The sequence below is a fragment of the Kitasatospora sp. HUAS MG31 genome (genome assembly GCF_040571325.1).
Lineage (GTDB): Bacteria > Actinomycetota > Actinomycetes > Streptomycetales > Streptomycetaceae > Kitasatospora > Kitasatospora camelliae.
The window spans coordinates 636,574-656,072 of the sequence record NZ_CP159872.1 but is presented as its reverse complement, the minus strand read 5'-3'; the positions used below and the strand labels follow the sequence as shown (position 1 = coordinate 656,072).

The following is a 19,499-nucleotide window of genomic DNA, read 5'->3' as shown; positions in this document are numbered from 1 at the left end:
CACCCCCGGTAGGCCGCCCGCCGCGGTGCGTCGCGTCGAGTGGAGGACGGTCTGTCAGTTGTGGTGATCTTCAGGGGAGTTGATCGATTCCGGGCGTCCGCATGATGGACTGGCGCCGCGCATCCCGGGCCGGTGTCCCGGGCCGGCGTCCGGGCCCGGCGTGCCGAGCCGGCCGCCGTGGGTCGCACCGTCCCAGGGGGAGATCCGATGACCAGTCCGTACCAGCCAGCCCTGTCCCGCCGTGCCCTGCTGGGCACCGCCGCGGCCGCCTCGGCCGGCGTCGTCCTCGCGCCCGCCGGCCAGGCCTTCGCCGAGGGCCGGGCCGCCCCGGCCGGACGGCCCGGGCCGCTGGACCAGCCCGCGATCGACGAGGCGGCCGCCCGGATCGACGCCGGCCTGATCGCGCTCCGGCGCAGCCTGCACGCCGAGCCCGAGCTGGCCGGCGAGGAGACCTGTACGGCACGGGCCGTGGCCCGGCGGCTGCGGGCGGCCGGACTGGCCGTCACCACGGGGGTCGGCGCCATCGAGGTCGACGGGGTCCGGCAGCCCGGGACGGGCGTGGTCGCCGTGCTGCGGGGTGCGCTGCCGGGCCGGACGGTGGCGTACCGCGCCGACATGGACGCCGTACCGCCCAACGGCATCGCGCCCAAGGGCGGTCCCGCCGCCGCCCACGTCTGCGGTCACGACCTGCACACCACCGTCGGCGTCGGCGTCGCGCAGGTGCTGGCCCGGCTGCGCCACCGGCTGCGGGGCACCGTGGTGTTCTTCTTCCAGCCCGGGGAGGAGGCGCTGAAGGGCGCCCAGGCGATGATCGACGCCGGGGTGCTGGAGCGGTACCGGCCCGAGGAGGTCCACGCCCTGCACTGCGGGCCGTTCCCGGTCGGCCGGTTCGCCGTCACGCCTGGCGTCGGGCTGCCCGGCCAGGACCAGGCGCAGATCACGCTGACCGGCCCGGAGGCCGCCCCGCAGGCGAAGGAGCTGGCCGCGGCGATCACCGCGCTCGGCACGGTGCCGTTCCCGGACGGGCCCGACAGCCTGGAGCGGATGGTCACCGACGTGCAGACACCCGGCGGGCCGCTCGCCCGGTTCCTGGTCACCGCGGCCTCGGCCGGGGCGCCGGGTGCGGACGGCTCGGTCACCGTCGCGGTGAAGTACCGGTGCTGGCCGGAGGAGCGGTACGTCGAGGTGCGGGAGGAGATCCGGCGGCTCGCGATGGCGTACCCGGGAGCGCGGGTGACCTTCCGTCCGGAGCCGTTCCCGGCGATGGTCTGCCCCGAGGAGCAGGCCGACGCCCTCGGCCGCCATCTGCGGGGGGCGCTCGGCCCGGACGCGGTGACCGTGCTGCACGCGGCCTTCCCGTTCAACGGCGAGGACTTCGCGCTGTTCCTGGACCGCATCCCGGGGACGTACACCTTCCTGGGCGTCCGCTCGCCCGGCGCCGGCATCACCACCGCCTATCCCCACTACGCCGACTTCACCCCGGACGAGCGGGCCATCGGGCTCGGCGTCCGCGCCATGTCCGGCTGGCTCGCCGCCCGCACGGGCGCCTGACCGCCGCGCACGTCGTGCCGCCCCCGGTCCGGCCGCACGGGTCGGGCCCGGGGGTGGGCGACGGTGCGATACCGGGCGATCCCGGTCACGCCCTGGCAGGATGGCGGCATGGAACGCGTACAGGGAATCGGTGGATACTTCCTGCGGGCATCCGACCCGGCGGCCCTGGGCGCCTGGTACCGCGACTGCCTGGGCCTGGACGCCGACGAGCACGGCCTGTGGCGGCAGGACACCGGGCTGACGGTGTTCGCGACCTTCGAGTCCGGGACCGACTACTTCGGCTCCCGCACCCAGCAGTCCATGCTCAACTTTCGTGTCCGCGACCTGGACGCGATGCTCGCCCAGCTGCGCGCCAAGGGCGCCGACGTGGCCGAGGAGACGCAGGACATGGCGGGCGTCGGCCGATTCGGCTGGGTCACCGACCCCGAGGGCAACCGCATCGAACTCTGGCAGCCCGCCTGACGGCCTCGCCGTTCACCTCATCCGGGCCCGGCGATGGACCAGTGCGTCAGCAACGACCGCCCGGCGCGCGTCCGCGGGCCAGGATCCCGTGGTGACGATGTGTTCCGCGAGCCTGAGCGCCTCGCAGATGAGGACGGTGTCCTTGTCCGGGTACTCGTCGTGCTGCCCGTTGGAGAGGACGAACCCGTCGCTCGATCCCTCGGCTCCCGGGTCCACGGCATGCTCGCCGGGGTCGTCCTCCCCGTCGAACAGCATCACCATCGCGCGCTCGGTGTTCGTCACGAAGGCCAGCGATCGTCCGGACGAACCGGTCAGCCACGTCTCGAGCCGCCCGCTGGCGACCCTGGCCCGAAGGGTCTCCAGCACCGTCTCGGACGACACCGCGGCAGGGCCGTCGTCGGACCACCCAGGACTCGATCACGCGTACGGCCATCTCACGGGCGGAGCCGGGAGGTCGTGCCTATCCGGCCGGGTCGTTCGTGCGGAGGGTGGCGAGGGCCTTGGTGAGGCGGGAGGTGCGGGTGCGGGGGGTGGTGGCCTGGAGGAGGGGGAGGATGAGCTGGTAGCGGGCGGTGCGGTCGAGGGCGTCGAAGGCGCGGCGGGCGGCGGGGTCGGCGTCGAGGGCGGCGGTGAGGTCCTCGGGGACGGCGGCGGTGCTCTGCGGGGCGTAGGCGGCGTCCCAGCGGCCGTCGGCGCGGGCGCGGTGGATCTCGGCCAGTCCGGGCTCCCGCATCCGGCCCGCGGCGATCAGCGCGGTGGCCCGGTCGACGTTCACCCGGGACCAGAGGCTGCGGGCCCGGCGCGGGACGTACTTCTGGAGGAAGAACCGCTCGTCCAGGGCGCGGCGCTGGCCGGAGACCCAGCCGAAGCACAGCCCGCCGTCCACCAGTTCGTCGCTGCTGACGGACGGGATGCCCGACCCCTTCCTGGCGAGCCGGACCCACACCCCCTCCTGGCGCGTGTGGTGCTCGGCCAGCCAGTCCTCGAACGCCCGGGCGTCCGGGAAGGCGATGATCTCCACTCCGTCGAGCTCGTCCATGCGGCCCAGGCTACGGGGTGCGGACCGGCGGCGGAGGGGCGGCGTGGGTGCCTCGGGGTCAGACCGCGACCGCGCGGGTGCGGTCCGCGGCGATGTGGAGGGCGAGGCCGGCCAGCACGGTGCCCATGGCGTAGCGCTGGATGCGCAGCCAGGCCGGCCGGCGGGCCAGGAACGCGGCGATCCCGCCGGCGCTCATCGCGATCAGGCCGTTCACGGTGACCGCGATGGCGATCTGGGTCAGGCCGAGCAGGAAGCTCTGCGTCGCGACGTGCCCGCGGTCCGGGTCGACGAACTGCGGCAGCAGCGAGATGTACATGACGGCGATCTTGGGGTTGAGCAGGCAGGTGAGGAAGCCCATCGCGTACAGCTTGCGCGGGCCGTCCTCGGGCAGCTGCCGCGGTGCGAACACCGGCGCGCCGCCCGGTCTGACGGCCTGCCAGGCGAGCCAGAGCAGGTACCCGGCGCCCGCCAGCTTGATGGCGGTGTAGAGCGCCGGGACCACCGCGAAGACCGCGGCGATCCCGGCGGTGACGGCGGCGAGGTAGACCAGGAAGGCGGTCGCGACGCCGGCCAGCGACACCAGCCCGGCCCGTCGGCCCTGGGCGATCGAGCGGGACACCAGGTAGATCATGTTCGGCCCGGGCGTGAGCACCATGCCGGTCGCCACGGCGGCGACCCCGAGCACGGCGTGCCCGTCCACGGCCGCGACCGGCCCCCAACTGCTGAGTAGCTCCATGCGGCGAGGCTATGTCCGAGCCGATGATCGGTGCAATATGGTTTTTGCACTCGGTGCAATGGGAGGGAATGAACCGATGGACGACTACCGCCTGATCGCGGACGAACTCGCCGCCGCCATCACCGACGGACGGCTGCGCCCCGGCGAGCAACTGCCCACCCAGCGCGCCTTCGCCCACCGCCGGGGCATCGCCGCCTCCACCGCGGGCCGGGTCTACCGCGAGCTGACCCGCCGCGGCCTGGTGGTCGGCGAGGTCGGCCGCGGCACCTTCGTCCGGGCGGGCCGCGGTACCCCCGGCACCGCCGTCCCGCTCGCCGAACCGGCCCGCGCGCCGGTCGACCTGGAACTCAACTACCCTGTGGTGCCCGAGCAGTCCGCCCTGCTCGCCGAGGGCCTCGCACCGCTGCTGCGACCGGATGTGCTGGCCGCCGCCCTGCGCCCGATCGGTGCGGAGGGCACGGCCGAGGCACGGGAGGCGTTCGCCGCCCTCGCCGCCGGGACGGACCGCCCGGCGGCGCACGGGCACACGGCGGGGAAACCGACGGTGAACGGACCGGCCGGCCTCGACTGGCGCCCCTCCCCGGACGCCGTGCTGTTCGCCGGCAACGGACGCCAGGCCGTCGCCGCCGCCCTCGCCGCGCTGGTCCCGCCCGGGCAGCGGCTGGGCGTCGAGGAACTCACCTACCCGGTGGTCAAGGCGCTGGCCGGCCGGCTCGGGATCACCCTCGTCCCACTGCCGGTCGACCGCCACGGCCTGCTCCCCGACACCCTGGCCGCCGCCCAGCGCGGCGGACCGCTGCGCGCCCTCTACCTCCAGCCCCGGGTGCACAACCCGCTCGGCGGCACCCTCCCGCCCGACCGCCGCGCCCACCTGGCCGCCGAACTGCGCCGGCTGGACCTGCCGGTGGTCGAGGACGCGATCTGGTCCTTCCTGCGCCCCGACACCCCGCCACTGGCCGCGGAACTGCCGGAGCGCACCGTCCTGGTCGACAGCCTCTCCAAGCGGCTGGCCCCCGGACTGACCGCCGGCTTCGCCGTGGTACCCGACCCGCTGCGCCCGGCCCTCGCCGCGGCCCTGCGCTCCGGCGGCTGGGCGCCGAGCGGATTCGCGCTGGAGTCGGCCGTCCGCTGGATCACCGACGGCACCCTGGCGACGGTGGCCGCCGCCAAGCGCACGGACGCGGCGCAGCGCCAGCAGGTGGCCCGCCGGCTGCTCACCCACGGACGGCTGTCCGCCGACCCCGGGTCGTACTACCTGTGGTGGGAACTGCCCGCCGCCTGGCGGGCGGAGACCTTCATCGCGGCGTCCGCCCGCGCCGGGATCGCCGTCACCCCGGGCGCCGCCTTCGCGGTCGGCTCGCGCACCTCCCCGGCGGCCGTCCGGGTCGGCCTCGCCTCCCCGTCGATCCCGGTCCTGACCCGCGCCCTGGGCACCCTGGCGGACCTCGCCCGGGCGGCGCCGGAGGACGTCCTGGACTGAGACCGACCGGCCATTGGGGGCGGCGTCGCGGTTGCCGGTCGGTCTGGACTCGCCGGTTTCCACGAGCACGTCAGCGGGAGCGGACCGCCACCGCGGCCGCGGCGTCCAGCACCACCCGGCCGAGCACCTCCGGTTCCGCGAGCACGCCGATGTGCCCCCGGCGGGGCACCACCTGAAGCCGCCCGTCCCGGCAGGCGGCGAGGAACTGCCGCTCCCCGCGCCGGAACTGGTCGCGCTCGCCGTTGACCAGCCAGACCGGGCCGGGGTACGAGCGCAGCGCCGCCCGCGGATCGGTCGCGGCGACGGCCTCGACCACGTCAGGGAACACCTCGCAGGACAGCCCGCCGCGGACCATCGCCGCCCCCGGTGCGCCGGGCAGCGCGGACCGGAAGGCCCACCGGCTGATCCGGTCGGCCGCCGCCGGGTACCGTCCGGCGAGGGCGGCCGTGGCCCGGTAGGCGGCGAGCAGCGCGCCGCGCGGCTGTGCGCTGCAGCCGACCGCCACCAGGCCGAGGACCTTCCCGGGATGGACGCGGGCCGTCTCGATCGCCGTGAAGCCGCCGAGCGAGAGGCCGACCAGCAGCGCCCGCCCGCCCAGGCCGTCGACCGCCTCGGCCACCGCCTCGACCGCTCCGGCCAGGGTGAACTCCTCCCCGCGCCGCCGTCCGTGGCCCGGCAGGTCGGGGGCGGCCACCGGATGGCGGTGGCGGAGGTGCTCCATGACGGGGTGCCACATCGTGCCGCTCACCCGGGTGCCGTGGACGAGGACGACGGGCAGGCCCTGTTCGGTCGGTGTCATGTCGGTCGGTGTCATGACGGCACCGTAGCGGAGAATACAACGCAACGTTGCGTTGTTTTTCATGGTAGCGTCGCGGCATGGGAGAGCAGCCGGACAGCGCAGCGGAGGTGGGCGGCCACGGCCGCGGCGAGGATCGCGGGGAGGTCCGCGCGGAGGATCGCGGCCAGGGTCGCGGACCCGCCCGGGGTCCGCGCAAGGAGCGGGCGATCCTCGACGCCACCCTCGACCTGCTGGCCGAGCAGGGCTACGACGGGCTCACGGTCGAGGGCGTGGCAGCACGCTCCGGGGTCAACAAGACCACCCTGTACCGGTACTGGCCCTCCAAGGGGGCGCTGCTGAGCGCCGCGCTGATCGGCTCGGACCGGCTGGACCTGGCCGTACCCGACACCGGAAGCCTGCGCGGCGACCTGGATGCCCTGGTCCGCCAGGTGGTGGCCCTGCTGACCGAGCCGCCGGCCGCCGACATCGCGGTCGCCGCCCTCGGAGCCGCCACCCGCGGCCCCGAACTGGCCGGCGCCGTCGCCGGGTTCTTCGCCGACCGGCTGGCCAGGGAGCAGGCCGTCTTCGACCGGGCCGTCGCCCGCGGCGAACTCGCCGCGGACACCGATCCCGCCCTGGTGATGGACCTGCTGGCCGGCGCGGTCTGGCTGCGCGCCGTGCTCCGACGGCGCCCGCTGGAGCCGGAGTTCGCCGCCCGTACGGTCGCCGCCGTCCTGGACGGCCTCACCCCCGCCCGGTGAGCGCGTCGGTCCCGGACGAGCCGGGGGCAGGGCTGGTCCGACCCTTCCCGCCGGTGCGACGCGAATGATCGGACGAGCCCTGGCGGCCCTCAGCCGGTGGGCAGGGTGAAGTACCACCCCGGGCGCCAGGCCGGCGGGTCCGCCAGCAGCTGCTCCAGCGGCGTCCCGTCGAGCAGGCATTCCAGGGCCCAGCGGTTGGCCGAGTGGGCGATCAGCAGCACCCGCTGTCCGTCCCGGCCCGCGGCCAGGTCGCGGAGGAACTCGGCGGTGGAGGTGAGGACCTGGCGGTAGCTCTGCCCGCCCGGGAACGGGTCGTCGATCCGCCGCACCCGCTGCGCGGCGACCAGCGCCGCCGGCCGCCCGTTGAACTCGCCGTAGTCGCACTCACGCAGCCGGACGTCCCGGTGGACCTCCGGCACGCCGTCCGGGAAGGCGAGGGCGGCCGTCTCCACGGCCCGGTGCAGGTCGGAGGTGAACACCGCCGACAGCCCGTCACCGCGCCGGCGCTCGCCCAGCTCCCGTGCCTGGCGGCGGCCCAGCGCGGAGAGCCGGCCCGGCAGCCAGCCGGTGGCGATCCGGGCCTCGTTGTCGGTGGTGGTGGAGTGCGTCTCGTAGACGATCTCGACGGCCATGGGCCCCTCCCGGGCGGGTGGTCGGACGGAGGGTGGTCCTGCCGGACCCAGGATGATCCGAACCCTGGGTGGGCGCGTTCCGCGGCGGCAGGGTGGAGGACGTCGGCACGGCACCGGCCGGCAAAGGCACCACCCCGCTTTCCGAGGAGCAGAACCATGACCTACCCCACCCTGTCCGGCCGCACCGCCGTCGTCACCGGCGCCGCCAGCGGTATCGGCGCCGCCACCGCCCGGCTGCTCGCCGCCAGTGGCGCCGCGGTCGCCCTGCTGGCCCGGCGCGAGGAGCGGCTGAAGGACCTCGCCGCCCGGATCGCCGCCGCCGGCGGCCGGGCTGTGGCGGTCGCCGCGGATGTCACCGATCAGGAGTCGGTGGACGCGGCGGCGGCCCGGATCCGTGCCGAACTCGGCGCGGTCGACCTGGTGGTGAACAACGCCGGGGTGATGCTGCCCAACCCGCTGCAGGACGGCCGGACCGACGAGTGGACCCGGATGATCGACACCAACCTGACCGGCGTGCTGCGGGTGACCCGCGCCTTCGGTGACGACCTGCGCGCGGTCGGCGGCCGCGGCGGCACCGCCGACCTGGTCAACATCTCCTCCATCGCCTCACACATCGCCTTCCCCAACTACGGTGTCTACAGCGCCACCAAGGCCGCGGTGACCCAGCTGTCGGCCTCGCTGCGCGGGGAGTTCGGCCCGCAGGGCGTCCGGGTGACCAACATCGAGCCGGGCCTGACCGACACCGAGCTCGGCGACCACATCGACAACCCCGAGCTCGGACTGGACGGCCAGCTCGGCGGCATGTTCCAGCAGATCGGCCCGATCGCCGCCACCGACGTCGCCGACCTGGTCGGGTACGCCGCCAGCCGCCCGTCCCACGTCAACCTGCGGCAGCTGATCGTGCTCCCGACCCGCCAGGCGTGACCGCCCGCCGGCCCGGCACCGCTCGGGGTGCCGGGCCGGCGGGCGGGCCGCTGCGGGGGCGATGCGGGGCCGCTGCCGGGCCTTCAGGGCCGGTTCGGGAGCCGGTCAGCGGACGACGTCGAACACGTTCTTCTGCAGGCCGTTGGCGTAGACCTCGTGCTCGACGAGCCTGAGCTTCTGGGTGTCCTTGTCCGTGGTGCTGAACAGCCGCTTGCCCGCGCCGAGCAGGAGCGGGAAGACGAGCAGGTGGTAGCGGTCGATCAGGCCGGCGTCCGAGAGGCCCTGGTTCAGGGTCGCGCTGCCGTGGACGATGATCGGTCCGCCCTCGGTCTCCTTCAGCGCGGCGACCTCGTCGAGGGAGCGCAGGATCGTGGTCTCGCCCCAGTTGGTGACCAGGTCGTCCTCGGTGAGCGTGGTGGAGACGACGTACTTCGGCATCACCTTGTAGTCGGCGAACTCCGCCATGTCGGGCCAGACCGGGCTGAAGGCCTCGTAGCTGGTCCGGCCCAGCAGCATCGCGGTCGCCTCCTTCTGCTCCCTCCCCTTGATCTCGAACGCCTCGGGGATGAACTCGACGTCCTTGAAGGTCCACCCGGAGTTCCGGTAGCCGGGCTCACCGCCGGGGGCCTCCACGACGCCGTCGAGCGAGATGAAGGCCGTGCTGATCAGGGTGCGCATCTGGAATGTCCTCGGTGTCTCGTGGCCGGTTCTCGGCGGGTCGGGTCGCGGTGCACGCCGCCGTCCCCCACGTGGCCGCGGCGTACCCGTCGTGATCTCTGACGGTGGATCACGGCGAAACTCATCGGTCCCCGCCCGACGTCCTTAGGCGGACCCTAACGCAGCGGGACGGCGTAGACGGGCTCCGCGCCGAAGGCCGTGAGGCCTGCCTTCCGCAGGATCGGGCCGGACGTGGCCGGGTTGCTCTTGACCAGGGCCGTCGTCGTCCCGTGCGCGACGGCGTAGGACAGCCGGGCGTCGAGCACCGCCCGGTACACCCCGCGGCCCCGCCAGGCCGGTGCCACCACCCCGCCGGTCAGCCGGGCGACGCCGTCCACGATCGCGACGCCGCCGGTTCCGGCCGGCTCACCGTCCACGTAGGCGACGACCGTGCCGCCCTCGCCGGCCGGGACGGCCTTCGCGTCCCTGGCCGCGGCCCGCGCGATCCGGTCGTCGGGCGGGAGCGCGCCCCCGAACCCGGTGATCTCGACCGCCGTCCTGTCCCGCATCGTCGCGACGGGAAGCAGGCCGGTTGCGCCTCAGCGGCTGACGGGTGCGCCCGCTCGGGGGCCGGGTACGCCCACTCAGTGGGTGGTCGGTCGGACCGGGGTGGTGATGGTGGTGACGAGGTGGTGGAGGGAGGCGGGGGTGGGGCGGGGGGCGTGGCGGTCGGCGAAGAGGAGGTGGGCCGCGCCGACGAGGGTGGGGGCGAGGGTGTCGAGGTCGGCGTCGGGGGTGATGCGGCCGTGGTCGCGTTCCGCGGCGAGGTAGCCGGCGATCACCGCCGTGGCCTCGGTGAGCAGCGGGACGCCGGTGGAGCCGGCCTGCCGAAGGCGGGCGCGGAGGTCGTCCCGTGAGGTGACCAGGGCGACGACGGCGACCGCCACCGGGTCGAACAGGTCGGTGAGGGCGTCGGTCAGGTTGTCCGCGACGGTCCGCGTCCCCGCCGCCGCGTCGAGGGCGGCGGCCCGGTCCCGCAGGCGGGCGACGCGGTCCTGGACCAGCTCGGCGAGGAAGGCGTCGAAGTCGGCGAAGTGCCGGTGCAGGACCCCCTTGGCGCAGCCCGCCTCCGTGGTGACCGCGCGGCTGGTGAGCGCGCTCGGCCCCTCCCGGAGCAGGACACGTTCGGCCGCGTCGAACAGCTGCTCGCGCGGGTCGCGGATGGCCACTCCTGTCGGCACCGTGCCTCCCTGTCCTCGGGCGTCCCCGCCTCGCCGCCCGACCCTACCCGGTTGACGAGTGGGCGAGCGCCCACTCATAGTGGGCACATGCCCACTCAACCGTCCGAGCAGACGCCCCAGCCGTCCCGTGACTCCCGCCGACTCCGCGCCGTCGCCGAGTCGTTCGGCGTTGACCCGGCCCGCTACGACCGTGCCCGACCGCGCTACCCCGACGCCCTGGTGCAGGCCGTCACCGCCGCCGCGCCCGGCCCGGACCTCCTGGACGTCGGCATCGGGACCGGCATCGCCGCCCGGCAGTTCCGCGCCGCCGGATGCCGGGTCCTCGGCGTCGAGATCGACCCGCGGATGGCCGGGTTCGCCCGCCGGGCCGGTCTCGCCGTCGAGGTCGCCGCGTTCGAGGACTGGGATCCCGCCGGTCGGACCTTCGACGCCGTGGTCTCCGCCCAGACCTGGCACTGGGTGGACCCGGTCGCGGGCCCGGCCCGGGCCGCCGAGGTCCTGCGGCCGGGCGGGCGGCTGGCCGTCTTCTGGAACGTGGAGCAGCCGCCGTCCGCGCTGGCCGAGGCGTTCGCCGAGGTGTACCGCCGGTTACTGCCCGACTCGCCCGCCGCCCGCCGGTGGGGGAGCGGCGGCCGGGACGGCTACCGGCTGCTGTGCGCCGGTGCGGCCGACGGCATCCGGGCGTCCGGCGCCTTCGAGGAGCCCGAGCAGTGGCGGTTCGGCTGGGAGCGCACCTACACCCGCGACGAGTGGCTGGACCAGATCCCCACCACCGGCGCCCACACCCGGCTCTCGCCCACCGGCCTGCGCGCCGTCCTGGCCGGGATCGGGGCGGCCGTCGACCGTGCGGGCGGTGCCTTCACCCTCCGGTGCAGCACCCTGGTGGTCACCGCGGTACGCGCCGGGCGACCCACGGGCGCCTGATGCGCCAAGTCCGTTCAGGGGCGGAGGGGTTCGCAGAAGCGGTCCAGGGCGCAGTCGGTGCGGTGGCGGTCGCCGGTGGTGGTGCGTCCTCGGCCATGCCGCCCCAAACCCGGACGCCGGGCAGGGCTCCGCCTCGCCTGGACGTCCTGATCCGACGTCACCCGGCCGCCGCCCGAGCCGAGCCGCAGCCGTCGACCCGACTGTCGCCCCGGCTGGCTGACGGTGGTGCCCCGGGAGGTCGTCCGCGACCTCGGCGGGGCGGAGGCCCTGGCCGACGCGGGGTTCCACCGGGCGGAGGTGCTGCGGGACGGTGCCGTCCTGGCCCAGGCCAACCCGGACTTCCGGACCTACGGCGCGGAGGCCGCCCGTCCGGTCTGGACGGCCCTCCGCGGCGCCCTCCGTCCGGGCGTCCCCCGGCGCCCGGGGGGCATGGAGCCGCCCAGCCACCTCTGGCCCGAGGACGCCGCGCGCTGAACCCCGGCCGGTCGGGATGACCGGCTAGGTGGGCTGCCACTGGTGTGCCAGCTCCCCCTTGCTCGCGGGGACGTGCACCGAGTCGACGATCACCACACCGTCAGGTGCGTGACCTGGATTTCGCGCAGCTTGCCCGGATGCTCCGGACGCCGGCGCGGCGCCCACGGAGCAGCGCTCCGCAGACGAGTATATGCAGCTAGACTACTTATGTCGTGCACTTGAGTATCCGGCATCGGCCCGCTATACATACTCGGTATGCACGTGAATTCGTTGTTCCAAGGGGGAGTCATGTCCGGGTCGAATGCGCAGGCGGTGCTGCGCCTTGAAGGAGTCAGCCGGGTGCACGGCGACGGTGCGGCCGAGGTGTACGCGCTGCAGGAGGTGGACCTGACCGTGCACGCCGGGGAGTTCCTGGCGGTGATGGGCCCGTCCGGTTCCGGGAAGTCCACGCTGCTGGCGCTGGCCGGCGGGCTGGACCGGCCGACCGCCGGCCGGGTGCTGGTGGAGGGAACGCCCCTGGAGGGGTTGAGTCGGAGTCGGCTGGCGGATGCCCGCCGGCGCTCGGTGGGTTACGTCTTCCAGGACTACAACCTCATCCCTGCCCTGACCGCGGCCGAGAACATCGCGCTGCCGCGGGAGCTGGACGGCGCCTCGACCCGCACCGCCCGGACGGAGGCGCTGGCCGCACTGGCGGAGCTGGGCATCGGCGAACTGGCCGACCGCTTCCCCGACGGCATGTCGGGCGGTCAGCAGCAGCGGGTGGCGATAGCCCGCGCCCTGATCGGCGAGCGCCGGCTGGTGCTGGCGGACGAGCCGACCGGGGCGCTGGACTCCGCCACCGGTGATGCGGTGCTCGGCGTCCTGCGGGCGCGCTGTGACGCGGGGGCGGCGGTGGTGATGGTCACCCACGACGCGGCGCACGCGGCGTGGGCGGACCGGGTGGTGTACCTGCGCGACGGCCGGATCACGGACCAGTCGGTGCATCGGCCGATCACCGACCGGTCCGTGCAGGCGCGGATCGAGGCCGCCCGGTGAGCGCCCGGTCGTGGCGGGCCGCGCTGCGGATCGCCCGCCGGGACGCACGGCGGGCGAGCGGCCGCAGCGCCCTGGTGGTGGCCATGGTCGCGCTACCGGTGCTGGGCGTGGCCGGCGCGGACGTGGTCCACCGTAGCGGGCAGCTGACCGCCGCCGAGCGCTCCGACCGGCTGATGGGCCGGACCGACGCGCTGATCGGAGCGTACGCCCCGGGGCGGACGGTCGAGCAGGCGGTCTTCCCGGACGACGGGGTACGTACCCTGCCGCAGCCGGCGAACGCCGTGCCGAGCACAGGGCAGCGGCGGGCGGCGGAGACCGAACCGGCCGCGCTGCTCCACGAGTTGCTGCCGGCCGGCAGCACGCTGGTGCCGGCCCGCAGCGGGCCGGTGACGGGGGTGCACACCCGCGACGGGCTGACCCCCGTCGAGACCTTCGAGGCGGATCTGTCCCGGCCACTCTGGCAGGGACGGGTGGATCTGGTGGCCGGCCGCGCGCCTGCCGCCCCGCGCGAAGCCGCCGCGACCCGGGAGTTCCTGGCGGAGACCGGGTTGCGGATCGGCGACACCGTCACCCTCCAGGGCCTGGAGACCGCGCCGTACACCCTGACCGGGACCGTGGAACACCCAGGAGACCTGCGCAAGGTCGAACTGGTCGCCCGGCCGGGCGAGTTGTACGAACCGTTGGACGTCGCCCAGGCCGCCGCCGGCCTCGCGCCGCTCGGCGCGAAGGCGGAGGACGCCGCCGCCCGCAAGGCCGCCTGGCTGGTCGAGCTGCCCGCCGGGGCGGCGCTCGGCTGGGAGCAGGTACGGGAGTTCAACCGCTACGGCTACACCGTGGCCGCCCGGCAGGTCGCGCTGCACCCACCCGCCGCGGCGCTGGACCGGCAGGAGGCGTTCGGCGCCGCTGACCAGCGGGAGCGCACCGTGATGGCGGCGGCCACCACGGCGGCCCTGGCGTTGCTGGAGGTGACACTGCTGGCCGGACCGGCCTTCGCGATCGGCGCCCGGCAGGCCAGGCGCCAGCTCGCCCTGATCGGTGCCGCGGGCGGACGGCCCGGGCACATCCGCGCCGTGGTGCTGGGCGGCGGCCTGGTCCTGGGCGCCGCCGGAGCCGGGCTCGGCACCGCGCTCGGCTGCGGGCTCGTGGCGCTGTTCCGGCCATGGATCGAGCAGGCCGGCGGCAGCCGATTCGGGCACCTCGCACTGCGCCCGCTGGACCTGGTGCTGATCGGCGCGACCGGAGTGGCGACCGCGCTGCTGGCAGCGCTGCTGCCCGCCGTCCAGGCCGGACGGCGCGAGGTGCTGGCCGGGCTGACCGGCCGGGACACCGTCCGGCCGCCCGGTCGCTGGGTGCCGCTGCTCGGACTGGCGACCGTCGCCGCCGGCGCGGGGATCGCGCTGTACGGGGCGGTGGCCGGCCAGGTCGGCGGAGCTCCGGTGCTGGCCGGTCTGTCCCTGCGCACCCTGGCGGTGCTGGCCGGAGCGGTCACCGCCGAGCTCGGGCTGCTGCTGCTCACCCCGCCGCTGCTCGCTCTGTGCGGCCGGCTCGCCCGCCGCCTGCCGCTGGGCCCCCGACTGGCGCTGCGCGACACCGCCCGGCACCGCTCCCGGACCGCGCCCGCGGTAGCCGCCGTGCTCGCCGCGGTGGCGGGGGCCGTCGCGGTCGGCGTGCACACCACCGGCTCACAGGCCCAGGACCGGGCCGCCTACCAGCTCCGGCGCCCCGTCAACTCGGTCCATCTGGAGAGCCACGGCGAGGCGGCCACCCTGCCGCAGCTGCGCACCGCGCTCGCCCAGGACCTGCCGGACCTCGGCGAACGTGCCGACCTGTACCAGGCCGAGTACCTCTTCTGCGAGGGCTGCCGGGCCACCGTCTACGCCGAGGGCGGGCAGCGCTACGGACAGCCCGTCACCAGCCCGCTGGTGGTCGGTGACGCGGCGGTGCTCCACAACCTGCTGGCGCTGCGCGATCCGGCCGCCGAGGCCGCGCTCGCCACCGGGAAGGCCGTGGTCACCGACCCCGGGTACCTGCACGACGGGCGGGTGCGGCTGCGGATGCAGGGCGCCGCCGGCGCGGTACGGGAGGAGAGTGTGGAAGGCGTGCTGGTCGAACGGCCCGCCACCCTGCGCTACGCGCCGCTGGTGGTCGGAGTGCAGACGGTCCGCGGGATGGGCCTGGCGGTGGAGCCGGCCGGGTCGATCTGGCTGCCGACGGCACCCACCCCGGAGAAGGCCGAGCGGCGGGCCGCCGCCACGGTCGCCCGGCTCGCCCCGTACGCCACCTTGGAGGTGGAGCGCGGCTACCGGCCGACCGACAGCCTGATCGGGGTGGCGCTGAGCGCCTTCGCCGGCCTGGTGGTGCTCGGCGCGGCGGTGGTCGCCACCGCCCTGGCCGCCGCCGACGCCCGCCGCGACCGGGCGGTGCTCACCGCGATCGGCGCCCGACCGCGTACCCGGCGCACCCTGGCCGGACTCCAGGCCGGTCTGATCGCCCTGCTCGGCGCAGTGCTCGGCACCGTCAGCGGCGCCGTCCCGGCCTTCGCCCTGCTGCGCTCACGCGCCGCCGGACAGCCGGGCTCCCCGTCGGTCCACCTCGCCGACGCGCCGTGGCCGACGATCGCCCTGCTCGTCCTGGTCCTCCCGCTGCTGGCCGGACTCCTCGGCGCGGTCCGGCGGGAGCGCGGCGGACCGTGGCGCGGGTAGACAGGGGTTGGCACGGATAGGTCGTTCGGCGGTATATGTAGTCGTATGACCGAACGTGCGATGCAGGAGTCCACCCTCCTGCTGCTCACCGCCCTCGCCGACGCCCCCCGGCACGGATACGCGCTGATCAGCGAGATCGACGCGATCTCCGGGGGGCGGGTGCGCATGCGCACCGGCACCCTCTACGGGGCGCTCGACCGGCTGCTCCAGCAGGCACTGATCGAGGTCGCCGCCGAAGAGGTGGTCGACGGCCGGGCCCGCCGCACCTATGCCCTCACCGGCGCCGGGCGCGAGGTGCTGGCCGCCGAGGCCGAACGGCTGCGCGCGGTCGCCGTCGAGGCGCAGCGGCGCCTCGGCGCCCCGGCGGTCCGCCCGTTCGGCGCGACGGCGTGACCGCCCGCACGGTCGCGCTGCGCACCGCCATCGCGCTCTACCCGGCGCGCTACCGCCGCGACCGTGGAGCCGAACTCGCCGAGGTGTTCGCCGACACCACCGCCGGAGCCGGGCGGCTGGCCACCGCCCGCGAGGCGCTCGACCTCGCCGCGTACGGACTGCGGCTGCGCACCGGCCTGACTGCCACCGCTCTCGGCGGCCGACTGCTCGCCGCCGCCGCACCCCTGCTCGCCGGCGCGCTGCTGGGCCTCGGGGCCTTCCCCGGCTTCGGCGACCCGCGCACCCACGAGATGCGCGTCGCCGCCCGGGCGGGCCTCGCCGTTCCGTGGACCGAACTGCCCGGCAGCCTCGCCGTGCTGGGCCTGACGGTGGTCCCCGCCCTGCTCGCCGCCACCTCGGTGTTCGGCGTCTGGCGGGCGGCGCGGGTGCTGGCCCTCGGGGTGGCCCTGCTCGGTGCGCTGCGGATCGGCCTGCTGGCCGTGGCCGCGCAGGACAGCTGGCTACTGCTGTACGGAGCGACCGCCCTGGTCCCGTACCTGGTGGGTGGCGCGCTGCTCGCCGCCGCCCCGCCGGATCTGCTGGAGCCCCCGGGGTGGCACTCCCGGCTGCTGGTGCTCACCGGGGCGGCCGCGGGCTTCGCGGTGACGCGTGCTCAGGGCGGATATGACACGCGCTACCTGATGGACGGTTGGTGGCCGCTCGCCCTGCTGGTCGTGCCGCTGGTGCTCATGGTGCTGTGTGCGGCACACGGCCGGCTGCGAGCCGCGGCCGCAGGGGTCGCGGTACTGCCGTTGACGGCCTCCTTCAGCCTCTTCAGCCTGTGGGAGCAGGCGGGCGGAGTGGCGAGGCTGCTGCCCTGGGCGGCGGCCCTCGCGGTGGCACTGGCCGTCGCGGCCCGGCTGCCGCTCGGACGCCGGTCCTAGAGGTGCGGCGGCGCCCGGAGAAGCGCTCGGTGGTGAAGCGGTGCTTCTGCGATGTCCCGGGAGTTCCTCGGTGAGGACGGCCTCCTCGTCCTGCCGCATGCCGCTCTGCCGGCGACGGTCCGCCGCTGAGGGAGCGTTCCGCCGGGAGCCCGGGGATCGAAAAGGCACTGTTCGGGACGAACGCTCCCGAACTCTCCCTGGTTGAACGAGTGGTTCGAACACGGGCAGGATCCCAGCTCATGGAAGAGACCTGGAAGATCATCAACTCGCTTGCCCGGACGCTGGATTCGCACAGCAGGCTGCACGGCGAGCAGCGCTGGCTGGTGCAGGTCGTCAAGCTCCAGGAGGAGGCCGGGGAGGTCGCCGAGGCGGCGATCGGGGCGCTGGGGGAGAACCCGCGCAAGGGGTTCTCGCACTCCTGGGACGACGTCCGCAAGGAGGCGTGCGACGTGGCGGTGACGGCGCTGGTGCTGCTGGCCCGGATGGGCGGCGATCCGCGCTGGTTCTTCGAGGAGCACCTGCGGGCGACCTTCGCGCGGGACGGCAAGGGGGTGACGGGGGCGAGTTGACCGGATGGACCGTGGGCAAACTCTCCCGTCATGTGTCCATGACAACATGCCAGATGTCTGGACCACTGGTGTTCCCGTGGCATACGTTCCCGTCACGGGCGGCGGTCCGGCAGCAGTGAACTCCGCTTCGTCGCAGGCCGGTTGGTCGGGCGACGGGCCGCGCCGCCCGTGCTCGACCAGGCCCGCCCGCAGCGAACCGGAGGGAAACCATGCGAGTCACGAGGAACGTCAGGATCATGGCCGGCGCACCGCTCGCCGCCGCCGCGCTGATCGCCCTGGGAGCCGGGGACGCCAGCGCCGCGATACCGGTGAACAAGCCGATGAGCGGCAAGGCCACGTACTACAACGACGCCGGTTTCGGCGCCTGCGGTACCCAGATCAACGCCGGCAACCAGATGCTGGTCGCCGTCTCGCACGCCTGGTGGACCACCGCCAATCCCAACAACGACCCGCTCTGCAAGGGCATCTCGGTGAAGGTCACCTACCAGGGCAAGACCATCACCGTGCCGGTCAGGGACAAGTGCCCGTCCTGCGCCAACACCCACCTCGACCTGAGCCAGCCCGCCTTCGCCCGGCTCGCCCCGCTGGGCCAGGGCGTGATCAACGGTCTGACCTGGCAGTTCGTCAAGACCGGCTTCGCGGGGGAGACCGTACCGATCTCCGAGCCGATCGTGGGGTCGACGATCGGCTGAGCCGCGGCGCCCAGGACGCGCGTGAGAGACACGCCTGCCCGCCCTGGCGGACCGCCGTCGGGGCGGGCGGGCGTCCCGCCGGCAGGGGTGGTGTCAGGGCTGGTCGTACCAGGCGAAGGCGGAGATCCGCCAGCCGTCCGGGGTCCGGACGAACTGGATGGTCTTGGTGCCGCCGCCCTCGAAGGGTTCGCCGTCCAGGACCCCGGACTTGCGGTACTCGCCGAACCGCGAGGCGATGCGTCCGGCGATCTCGGTCCGCTCGGAGGTCTCCCACTCGTTGAACTCCACCAGCCGGCCGTCGGCCAGCAGCTTCTCGCGGGGCTCGACGAACTCGTCCACGGTGTAGACGGTGAGCTCCGGGCCGGTGTTGACGATCACGCCGCCGGGGAGCATCAGCCGGCGGATCCGGGCCACGTCGGCGGGCCGGCCGCCGCGGTTGTCGAAGGCGCCGAAGAACTCGGCGGTGAGGGCGTCGATCTCGGTCTTGGACATGCCGCGACCGTAGCACCGGCACCCGGGCGCCCGACAGGTCCGGCGGGTCCCCCGGAGACCGGGCGGAGCACGCAGGCCGCGTCGGTTCCACGCAGGTCGGCCGGGCCCGGGCCGGTACGGCGGCAGCCCGTAGGATCGGGGCGTTCGTCGCGCCTCGGGAGGGATCGCCCGCCATGACCGTATCGCCCCGCTTCCTCGTCCTGCCCGGCTACGAGGGTTCCGGTCCGGAGCACTGGCAGAGCCGCTGGGAGGCGGCCGACCCGGCGTTCCGGCGGGTGGAGCAGGCGGACTGGGACCACCCGGTGCTGGGCGACTGGCTGGACGCGCTCGACCGCGAACTGGCCTCCCGTACGGACCCGGTGGTGCTGGTCGCGCACAGCCTCGGCTGCATCCTGGCGGCGCACTGGGCGGCCGAGCGGGCGGGCGCGAAGGTGGCCGGCGCGCTCCTGGTGGCACCCGCGGACATCGAGCGCGCCGGGGTGGCCGTCCTGGACGACTTCTGCCCGGTCCCGCTGAACCCGCTGCCGTTCCCCTCCGTCGTGGTCGCCGGCTCGGACGACCCCTGGTGCACGGTGGAGCGCTCGCAGGAGTTCGCCGACGCCTGGGGCGCCCGGTTCGTCCTGGCGGGCCCGTACGGCCACCTCAACTCCGCCTCCGGACTGGGCGACTGGCCCGCCGGCCGGGAACTCCTCGACCAGCTGGCCGGATGACGGCCGCGATGGACGCCGCCGGCTCCGGGCACGGTGGCGAGGACCCGCTGGTGCCGGTCCTCGCCGGGCTGGTGGTCGACCTCGTCCGGTTCCTGGACGAGTGCGAGGACGACGAGGTCGACCCCGACGCCGCGGTCCGGATCGCGGAACACGTGAGCTGGGTGCTGCTCCGCCTGCCGGAGGAGCAGCGAGACCGGTTCCTGCGGGTCCTGGACGAGGCGGCCGTGGCGGAGCCGGATCCGGCGCGGCGCGCGTACCTGCGCTCCTTCCCCCACGCCTGCGGCCTGGTCGAGGACGCGGAGGGCTGAGCCGCGCGCGGGTCGG

At 75.1% G+C, this 19,499-nt stretch carries 24 protein-coding genes; 15 read left to right on the top strand and 9 right to left on the bottom strand.

Annotated elements, in window-relative coordinates; translation table 11 throughout:
* The first annotated feature begins 207 nt into the window (after positions 1-207).
* Both ABWK59_RS03090 and ABWK59_RS03085 read left to right on the top strand, forming a co-directional pair.
* Positions 208-1,551 carry a M20 metallopeptidase family protein gene (locus ABWK59_RS03090; protein WP_354637726.1) on the top strand — a complete coding sequence of 448 codons (1,344 nt, stop codon included), beginning with the start codon at positions 208-210 and terminating at the stop codon, positions 1,549-1,551.
* 108 nt (positions 1,552-1,659) lie between these two features.
* Positions 1,660-2,013: a VOC family protein gene (locus ABWK59_RS03085; RefSeq protein ID WP_354637725.1), complete on the top strand. Its 354-nt coding sequence runs from the start codon at positions 1,660-1,662 to the stop codon at positions 2,011-2,013.
* Between the two features lie 12 nt (positions 2,014-2,025).
* Here the strand turns inward: ABWK59_RS03085 and ABWK59_RS03080 are convergent, their stop codons facing one another.
* The 3 genes from ABWK59_RS03080 to ABWK59_RS03070 all read right to left on the bottom strand — a co-directional run bounded on the left by ABWK59_RS03080 (position 2,026) and on the right by ABWK59_RS03070 (position 3,788).
* Entirely contained in the window at positions 2,026-2,394 is a 369-nt protein-coding gene (locus ABWK59_RS03080; protein WP_354637724.1) for a hypothetical protein, read from the bottom strand.
* A gap of 79 nt (positions 2,395-2,473) precedes the next feature.
* Positions 2,474-3,052, bottom strand: coding sequence for a YdeI/OmpD-associated family protein (locus ABWK59_RS03075; RefSeq protein WP_354637723.1), 579 nt, complete (start codon positions 3,050-3,052; stop codon positions 2,474-2,476).
* 58 nt (positions 3,053-3,110) lie between these two features.
* A complete protein-coding gene (locus ABWK59_RS03070; RefSeq protein ID WP_354637722.1) occupies positions 3,111-3,788 on the bottom strand; it encodes a LysE family translocator in 678 nt (225 codons plus the stop codon).
* A gap of 76 nt (positions 3,789-3,864) precedes the next feature.
* On the opposite strand from ABWK59_RS03070, the gene ABWK59_RS03065 reads away from it, so the two are divergent.
* The gene (locus ABWK59_RS03065) at positions 3,865-5,268 is read left to right on the top strand and encodes a PLP-dependent aminotransferase family protein (RefSeq protein WP_354637721.1); all 1,404 of its coding nucleotides are present in this window, start codon (positions 3,865-3,867) and stop codon (positions 5,266-5,268) included.
* A gap of 70 nt (positions 5,269-5,338) precedes the next feature.
* On the opposite strand, the gene ABWK59_RS03060 is transcribed toward ABWK59_RS03065, so the two are convergent.
* Positions 5,339-6,082, bottom strand: coding sequence for an alpha/beta fold hydrolase (locus ABWK59_RS03060; RefSeq protein ID WP_354637720.1), 744 nt, complete (start codon positions 6,080-6,082; stop codon positions 5,339-5,341).
* Positions 6,083-6,144: 62 nt separating this feature from the next.
* On the opposite strand from ABWK59_RS03060, the gene ABWK59_RS03055 reads away from it, so the two are divergent.
* A complete protein-coding gene (locus ABWK59_RS03055) occupies positions 6,145-6,807 on the top strand; it encodes a TetR/AcrR family transcriptional regulator (protein WP_354637719.1) in 663 nt (220 codons plus the stop codon).
* A gap of 89 nt (positions 6,808-6,896) precedes the next feature.
* On the opposite strand, the gene ABWK59_RS03050 is transcribed toward ABWK59_RS03055, so the two are convergent.
* On the bottom strand, positions 6,897-7,439 hold the full coding sequence (locus ABWK59_RS03050; protein ID WP_354637718.1) for a histidine phosphatase family protein: 543 nt from the start codon (positions 7,437-7,439) through the stop codon (positions 6,897-6,899).
* A 156-nt stretch (positions 7,440-7,595) separates the two neighbouring features.
* On the opposite strand from ABWK59_RS03050, the gene ABWK59_RS03045 reads away from it, so the two are divergent.
* A complete protein-coding gene (locus ABWK59_RS03045) occupies positions 7,596-8,363 on the top strand; it encodes an SDR family oxidoreductase (RefSeq protein WP_354637717.1) in 768 nt (255 codons plus the stop codon).
* A gap of 105 nt (positions 8,364-8,468) precedes the next feature.
* On the opposite strand, the gene ABWK59_RS03040 is transcribed toward ABWK59_RS03045, so the two are convergent.
* The 3 genes from ABWK59_RS03040 to ABWK59_RS03030 all read right to left on the bottom strand — a co-directional run bounded on the left by ABWK59_RS03040 (position 8,469) and on the right by ABWK59_RS03030 (position 10,261).
* Positions 8,469-9,041: a dihydrofolate reductase family protein gene (locus ABWK59_RS03040; protein WP_354637716.1), complete on the bottom strand. Its 573-nt coding sequence runs from the start codon at positions 9,039-9,041 to the stop codon at positions 8,469-8,471.
* A gap of 155 nt (positions 9,042-9,196) precedes the next feature.
* Positions 9,197-9,589: a GNAT family N-acetyltransferase gene (locus ABWK59_RS03035; protein ID WP_354637715.1), complete on the bottom strand. Its 393-nt coding sequence runs from the start codon at positions 9,587-9,589 to the stop codon at positions 9,197-9,199.
* Between the two features lie 75 nt (positions 9,590-9,664).
* Entirely contained in the window at positions 9,665-10,261 is a 597-nt protein-coding gene (locus ABWK59_RS03030) for a TetR/AcrR family transcriptional regulator (RefSeq protein WP_354637714.1), read from the bottom strand.
* 87 nt (positions 10,262-10,348) lie between these two features.
* On the opposite strand from ABWK59_RS03030, the gene ABWK59_RS03025 reads away from it, so the two are divergent.
* The 8 genes from ABWK59_RS03025 (at position 10,349) to ABWK59_RS02990 (ending at position 17,973) form a co-directional block, all read left to right on the top strand.
* A complete protein-coding gene (locus tag ABWK59_RS03025) occupies positions 10,349-11,185 on the top strand; it encodes a class I SAM-dependent methyltransferase (protein ID WP_354637713.1) in 837 nt (278 codons plus the stop codon).
* A 225-nt stretch (positions 11,186-11,410) separates the two neighbouring features.
* On the top strand, positions 11,411-11,659 hold the full coding sequence (locus ABWK59_RS03020) for a hypothetical protein (protein WP_354637712.1): 249 nt from the start codon (positions 11,411-11,413) through the stop codon (positions 11,657-11,659).
* A 288-nt stretch (positions 11,660-11,947) separates the two neighbouring features.
* Positions 11,948-12,694 carry an ABC transporter ATP-binding protein gene (locus ABWK59_RS03015; protein ID WP_354637711.1) on the top strand — a complete coding sequence of 249 codons (747 nt, stop codon included), beginning with the start codon at positions 11,948-11,950 and terminating at the stop codon, positions 12,692-12,694.
* Entirely contained in the window at positions 12,691-15,396 is a 2,706-nt protein-coding gene (locus ABWK59_RS03010; RefSeq protein WP_354637710.1) for an FtsX-like permease family protein, read from the top strand. The genes ABWK59_RS03015 and ABWK59_RS03010 overlap by 4 nt, the downstream gene beginning before the upstream one ends.
* A gap of 45 nt (positions 15,397-15,441) precedes the next feature.
* Positions 15,442-15,789: a PadR family transcriptional regulator gene (locus tag ABWK59_RS03005; RefSeq protein WP_354637709.1), complete on the top strand. Its 348-nt coding sequence runs from the start codon at positions 15,442-15,444 to the stop codon at positions 15,787-15,789.
* The gene (locus tag ABWK59_RS03000; protein ID WP_354637708.1) at positions 15,786-16,712 is read left to right on the top strand and encodes a hypothetical protein; all 927 of its coding nucleotides are present in this window, start codon (positions 15,786-15,788) and stop codon (positions 16,710-16,712) included. The genes ABWK59_RS03005 and ABWK59_RS03000 overlap by 4 nt, the downstream gene beginning before the upstream one ends.
* 239 nt (positions 16,713-16,951) lie before the next feature.
* Positions 16,952-17,281 carry a MazG-like family protein gene (locus ABWK59_RS02995; protein ID WP_354637707.1) on the top strand — a complete coding sequence of 110 codons (330 nt, stop codon included), beginning with the start codon at positions 16,952-16,954 and terminating at the stop codon, positions 17,279-17,281.
* Positions 17,282-17,490: 209 nt separating this feature from the next.
* Positions 17,491-17,973 carry a cysteine/serine endopeptidase inhibitor gene (locus ABWK59_RS02990; RefSeq protein ID WP_354637705.1) on the top strand — a complete coding sequence of 161 codons (483 nt, stop codon included), beginning with the start codon at positions 17,491-17,493 and terminating at the stop codon, positions 17,971-17,973.
* Between the two features lie 93 nt (positions 17,974-18,066).
* On the opposite strand, the gene ABWK59_RS02985 is transcribed toward ABWK59_RS02990, so the two are convergent.
* Positions 18,067-18,465, bottom strand: a complete 399-nt coding sequence (locus ABWK59_RS02985; protein ID WP_354637704.1) for a DUF4440 domain-containing protein — start codon at positions 18,463-18,465, stop codon at positions 18,067-18,069.
* Positions 18,466-18,638: 173 nt separating this feature from the next.
* Here ABWK59_RS02985 and ABWK59_RS02980 point away from each other — a divergent pair, with 173 nt between their 5' ends.
* Positions 18,639-19,175: an RBBP9/YdeN family alpha/beta hydrolase gene (locus ABWK59_RS02980; protein ID WP_354637702.1), complete on the top strand. Its 537-nt coding sequence runs from the start codon at positions 18,639-18,641 to the stop codon at positions 19,173-19,175.
* Complete coding sequence (locus ABWK59_RS02975; protein WP_354637701.1) at positions 19,172-19,483, top strand: hypothetical protein; 312 nt, start codon at positions 19,172-19,174, stop codon at positions 19,481-19,483. The genes ABWK59_RS02980 and ABWK59_RS02975 overlap by 4 nt, the downstream gene beginning before the upstream one ends.
* The last annotated feature ends 16 nt before the right edge of the window (positions 19,484-19,499 follow it).

What these genes read in the sequence shown, in the direction of transcription:
- ABWK59_RS03090 (WP_354637726.1), top strand. Translation starts at nt 208, where the DNA reads ATGACCAGTCCGTACCAGCCAGCCCTGTCCCGCCGTGCCCTGCTGGGC.
- ABWK59_RS03085 (WP_354637725.1), top strand. Translation starts at nt 1,660, where the DNA reads ATGGAACGCGTACAGGGAATCGGTGGATACTTCCTGCGGGCATCCGAC.
- ABWK59_RS03075 (WP_354637723.1), bottom strand. Translation starts at nt 3,052, where the DNA reads ATGGACGAGCTCGACGGAGTGGAGATCATCGCCTTCCCGGACGCCCGG.
- ABWK59_RS03070 (WP_354637722.1), bottom strand. Translation starts at nt 3,788, where the DNA reads ATGGAGCTACTCAGCAGTTGGGGGCCGGTCGCGGCCGTGGACGGGCAC.
- ABWK59_RS03065 (WP_354637721.1), top strand. Translation starts at nt 3,865, where the DNA reads ATGGACGACTACCGCCTGATCGCGGACGAACTCGCCGCCGCCATCACC.
- ABWK59_RS03060 (WP_354637720.1), bottom strand. Translation starts at nt 6,082, where the DNA reads ATGACACCGACCGACATGACACCGACCGAACAGGGCCTGCCCGTCGTC.
- ABWK59_RS03055 (WP_354637719.1), top strand. Translation starts at nt 6,145, where the DNA reads ATGGGAGAGCAGCCGGACAGCGCAGCGGAGGTGGGCGGCCACGGCCGC.
- ABWK59_RS03050 (WP_354637718.1), bottom strand. Translation starts at nt 7,439, where the DNA reads ATGGCCGTCGAGATCGTCTACGAGACGCACTCCACCACCACCGACAAC.
- ABWK59_RS03045 (WP_354637717.1), top strand. Translation starts at nt 7,596, where the DNA reads ATGACCTACCCCACCCTGTCCGGCCGCACCGCCGTCGTCACCGGCGCC.
- ABWK59_RS03040 (WP_354637716.1), bottom strand. Translation starts at nt 9,041, where the DNA reads ATGCGCACCCTGATCAGCACGGCCTTCATCTCGCTCGACGGCGTCGTG.
- ABWK59_RS03035 (WP_354637715.1), bottom strand. Translation starts at nt 9,589, where the DNA reads ATGCGGGACAGGACGGCGGTCGAGATCACCGGGTTCGGGGGCGCGCTC.
- ABWK59_RS03025 (WP_354637713.1), top strand. Translation starts at nt 10,349, where the DNA reads ATGCCCACTCAACCGTCCGAGCAGACGCCCCAGCCGTCCCGTGACTCC.
- ABWK59_RS03015 (WP_354637711.1), top strand. Translation starts at nt 11,948, where the DNA reads ATGTCCGGGTCGAATGCGCAGGCGGTGCTGCGCCTTGAAGGAGTCAGC.
- ABWK59_RS03005 (WP_354637709.1), top strand. Translation starts at nt 15,442, where the DNA reads ATGACCGAACGTGCGATGCAGGAGTCCACCCTCCTGCTGCTCACCGCC.
- ABWK59_RS02995 (WP_354637707.1), top strand. Translation starts at nt 16,952, where the DNA reads ATGGAAGAGACCTGGAAGATCATCAACTCGCTTGCCCGGACGCTGGAT.
- ABWK59_RS02990 (WP_354637705.1), top strand. Translation starts at nt 17,491, where the DNA reads ATGCGAGTCACGAGGAACGTCAGGATCATGGCCGGCGCACCGCTCGCC.
- ABWK59_RS02985 (WP_354637704.1), bottom strand. Translation starts at nt 18,465, where the DNA reads ATGTCCAAGACCGAGATCGACGCCCTCACCGCCGAGTTCTTCGGCGCC.
- ABWK59_RS02980 (WP_354637702.1), top strand. Translation starts at nt 18,639, where the DNA reads ATGACCGTATCGCCCCGCTTCCTCGTCCTGCCCGGCTACGAGGGTTCC.
- ABWK59_RS02975 (WP_354637701.1), top strand. Translation starts at nt 19,172, where the DNA reads ATGACGGCCGCGATGGACGCCGCCGGCTCCGGGCACGGTGGCGAGGAC.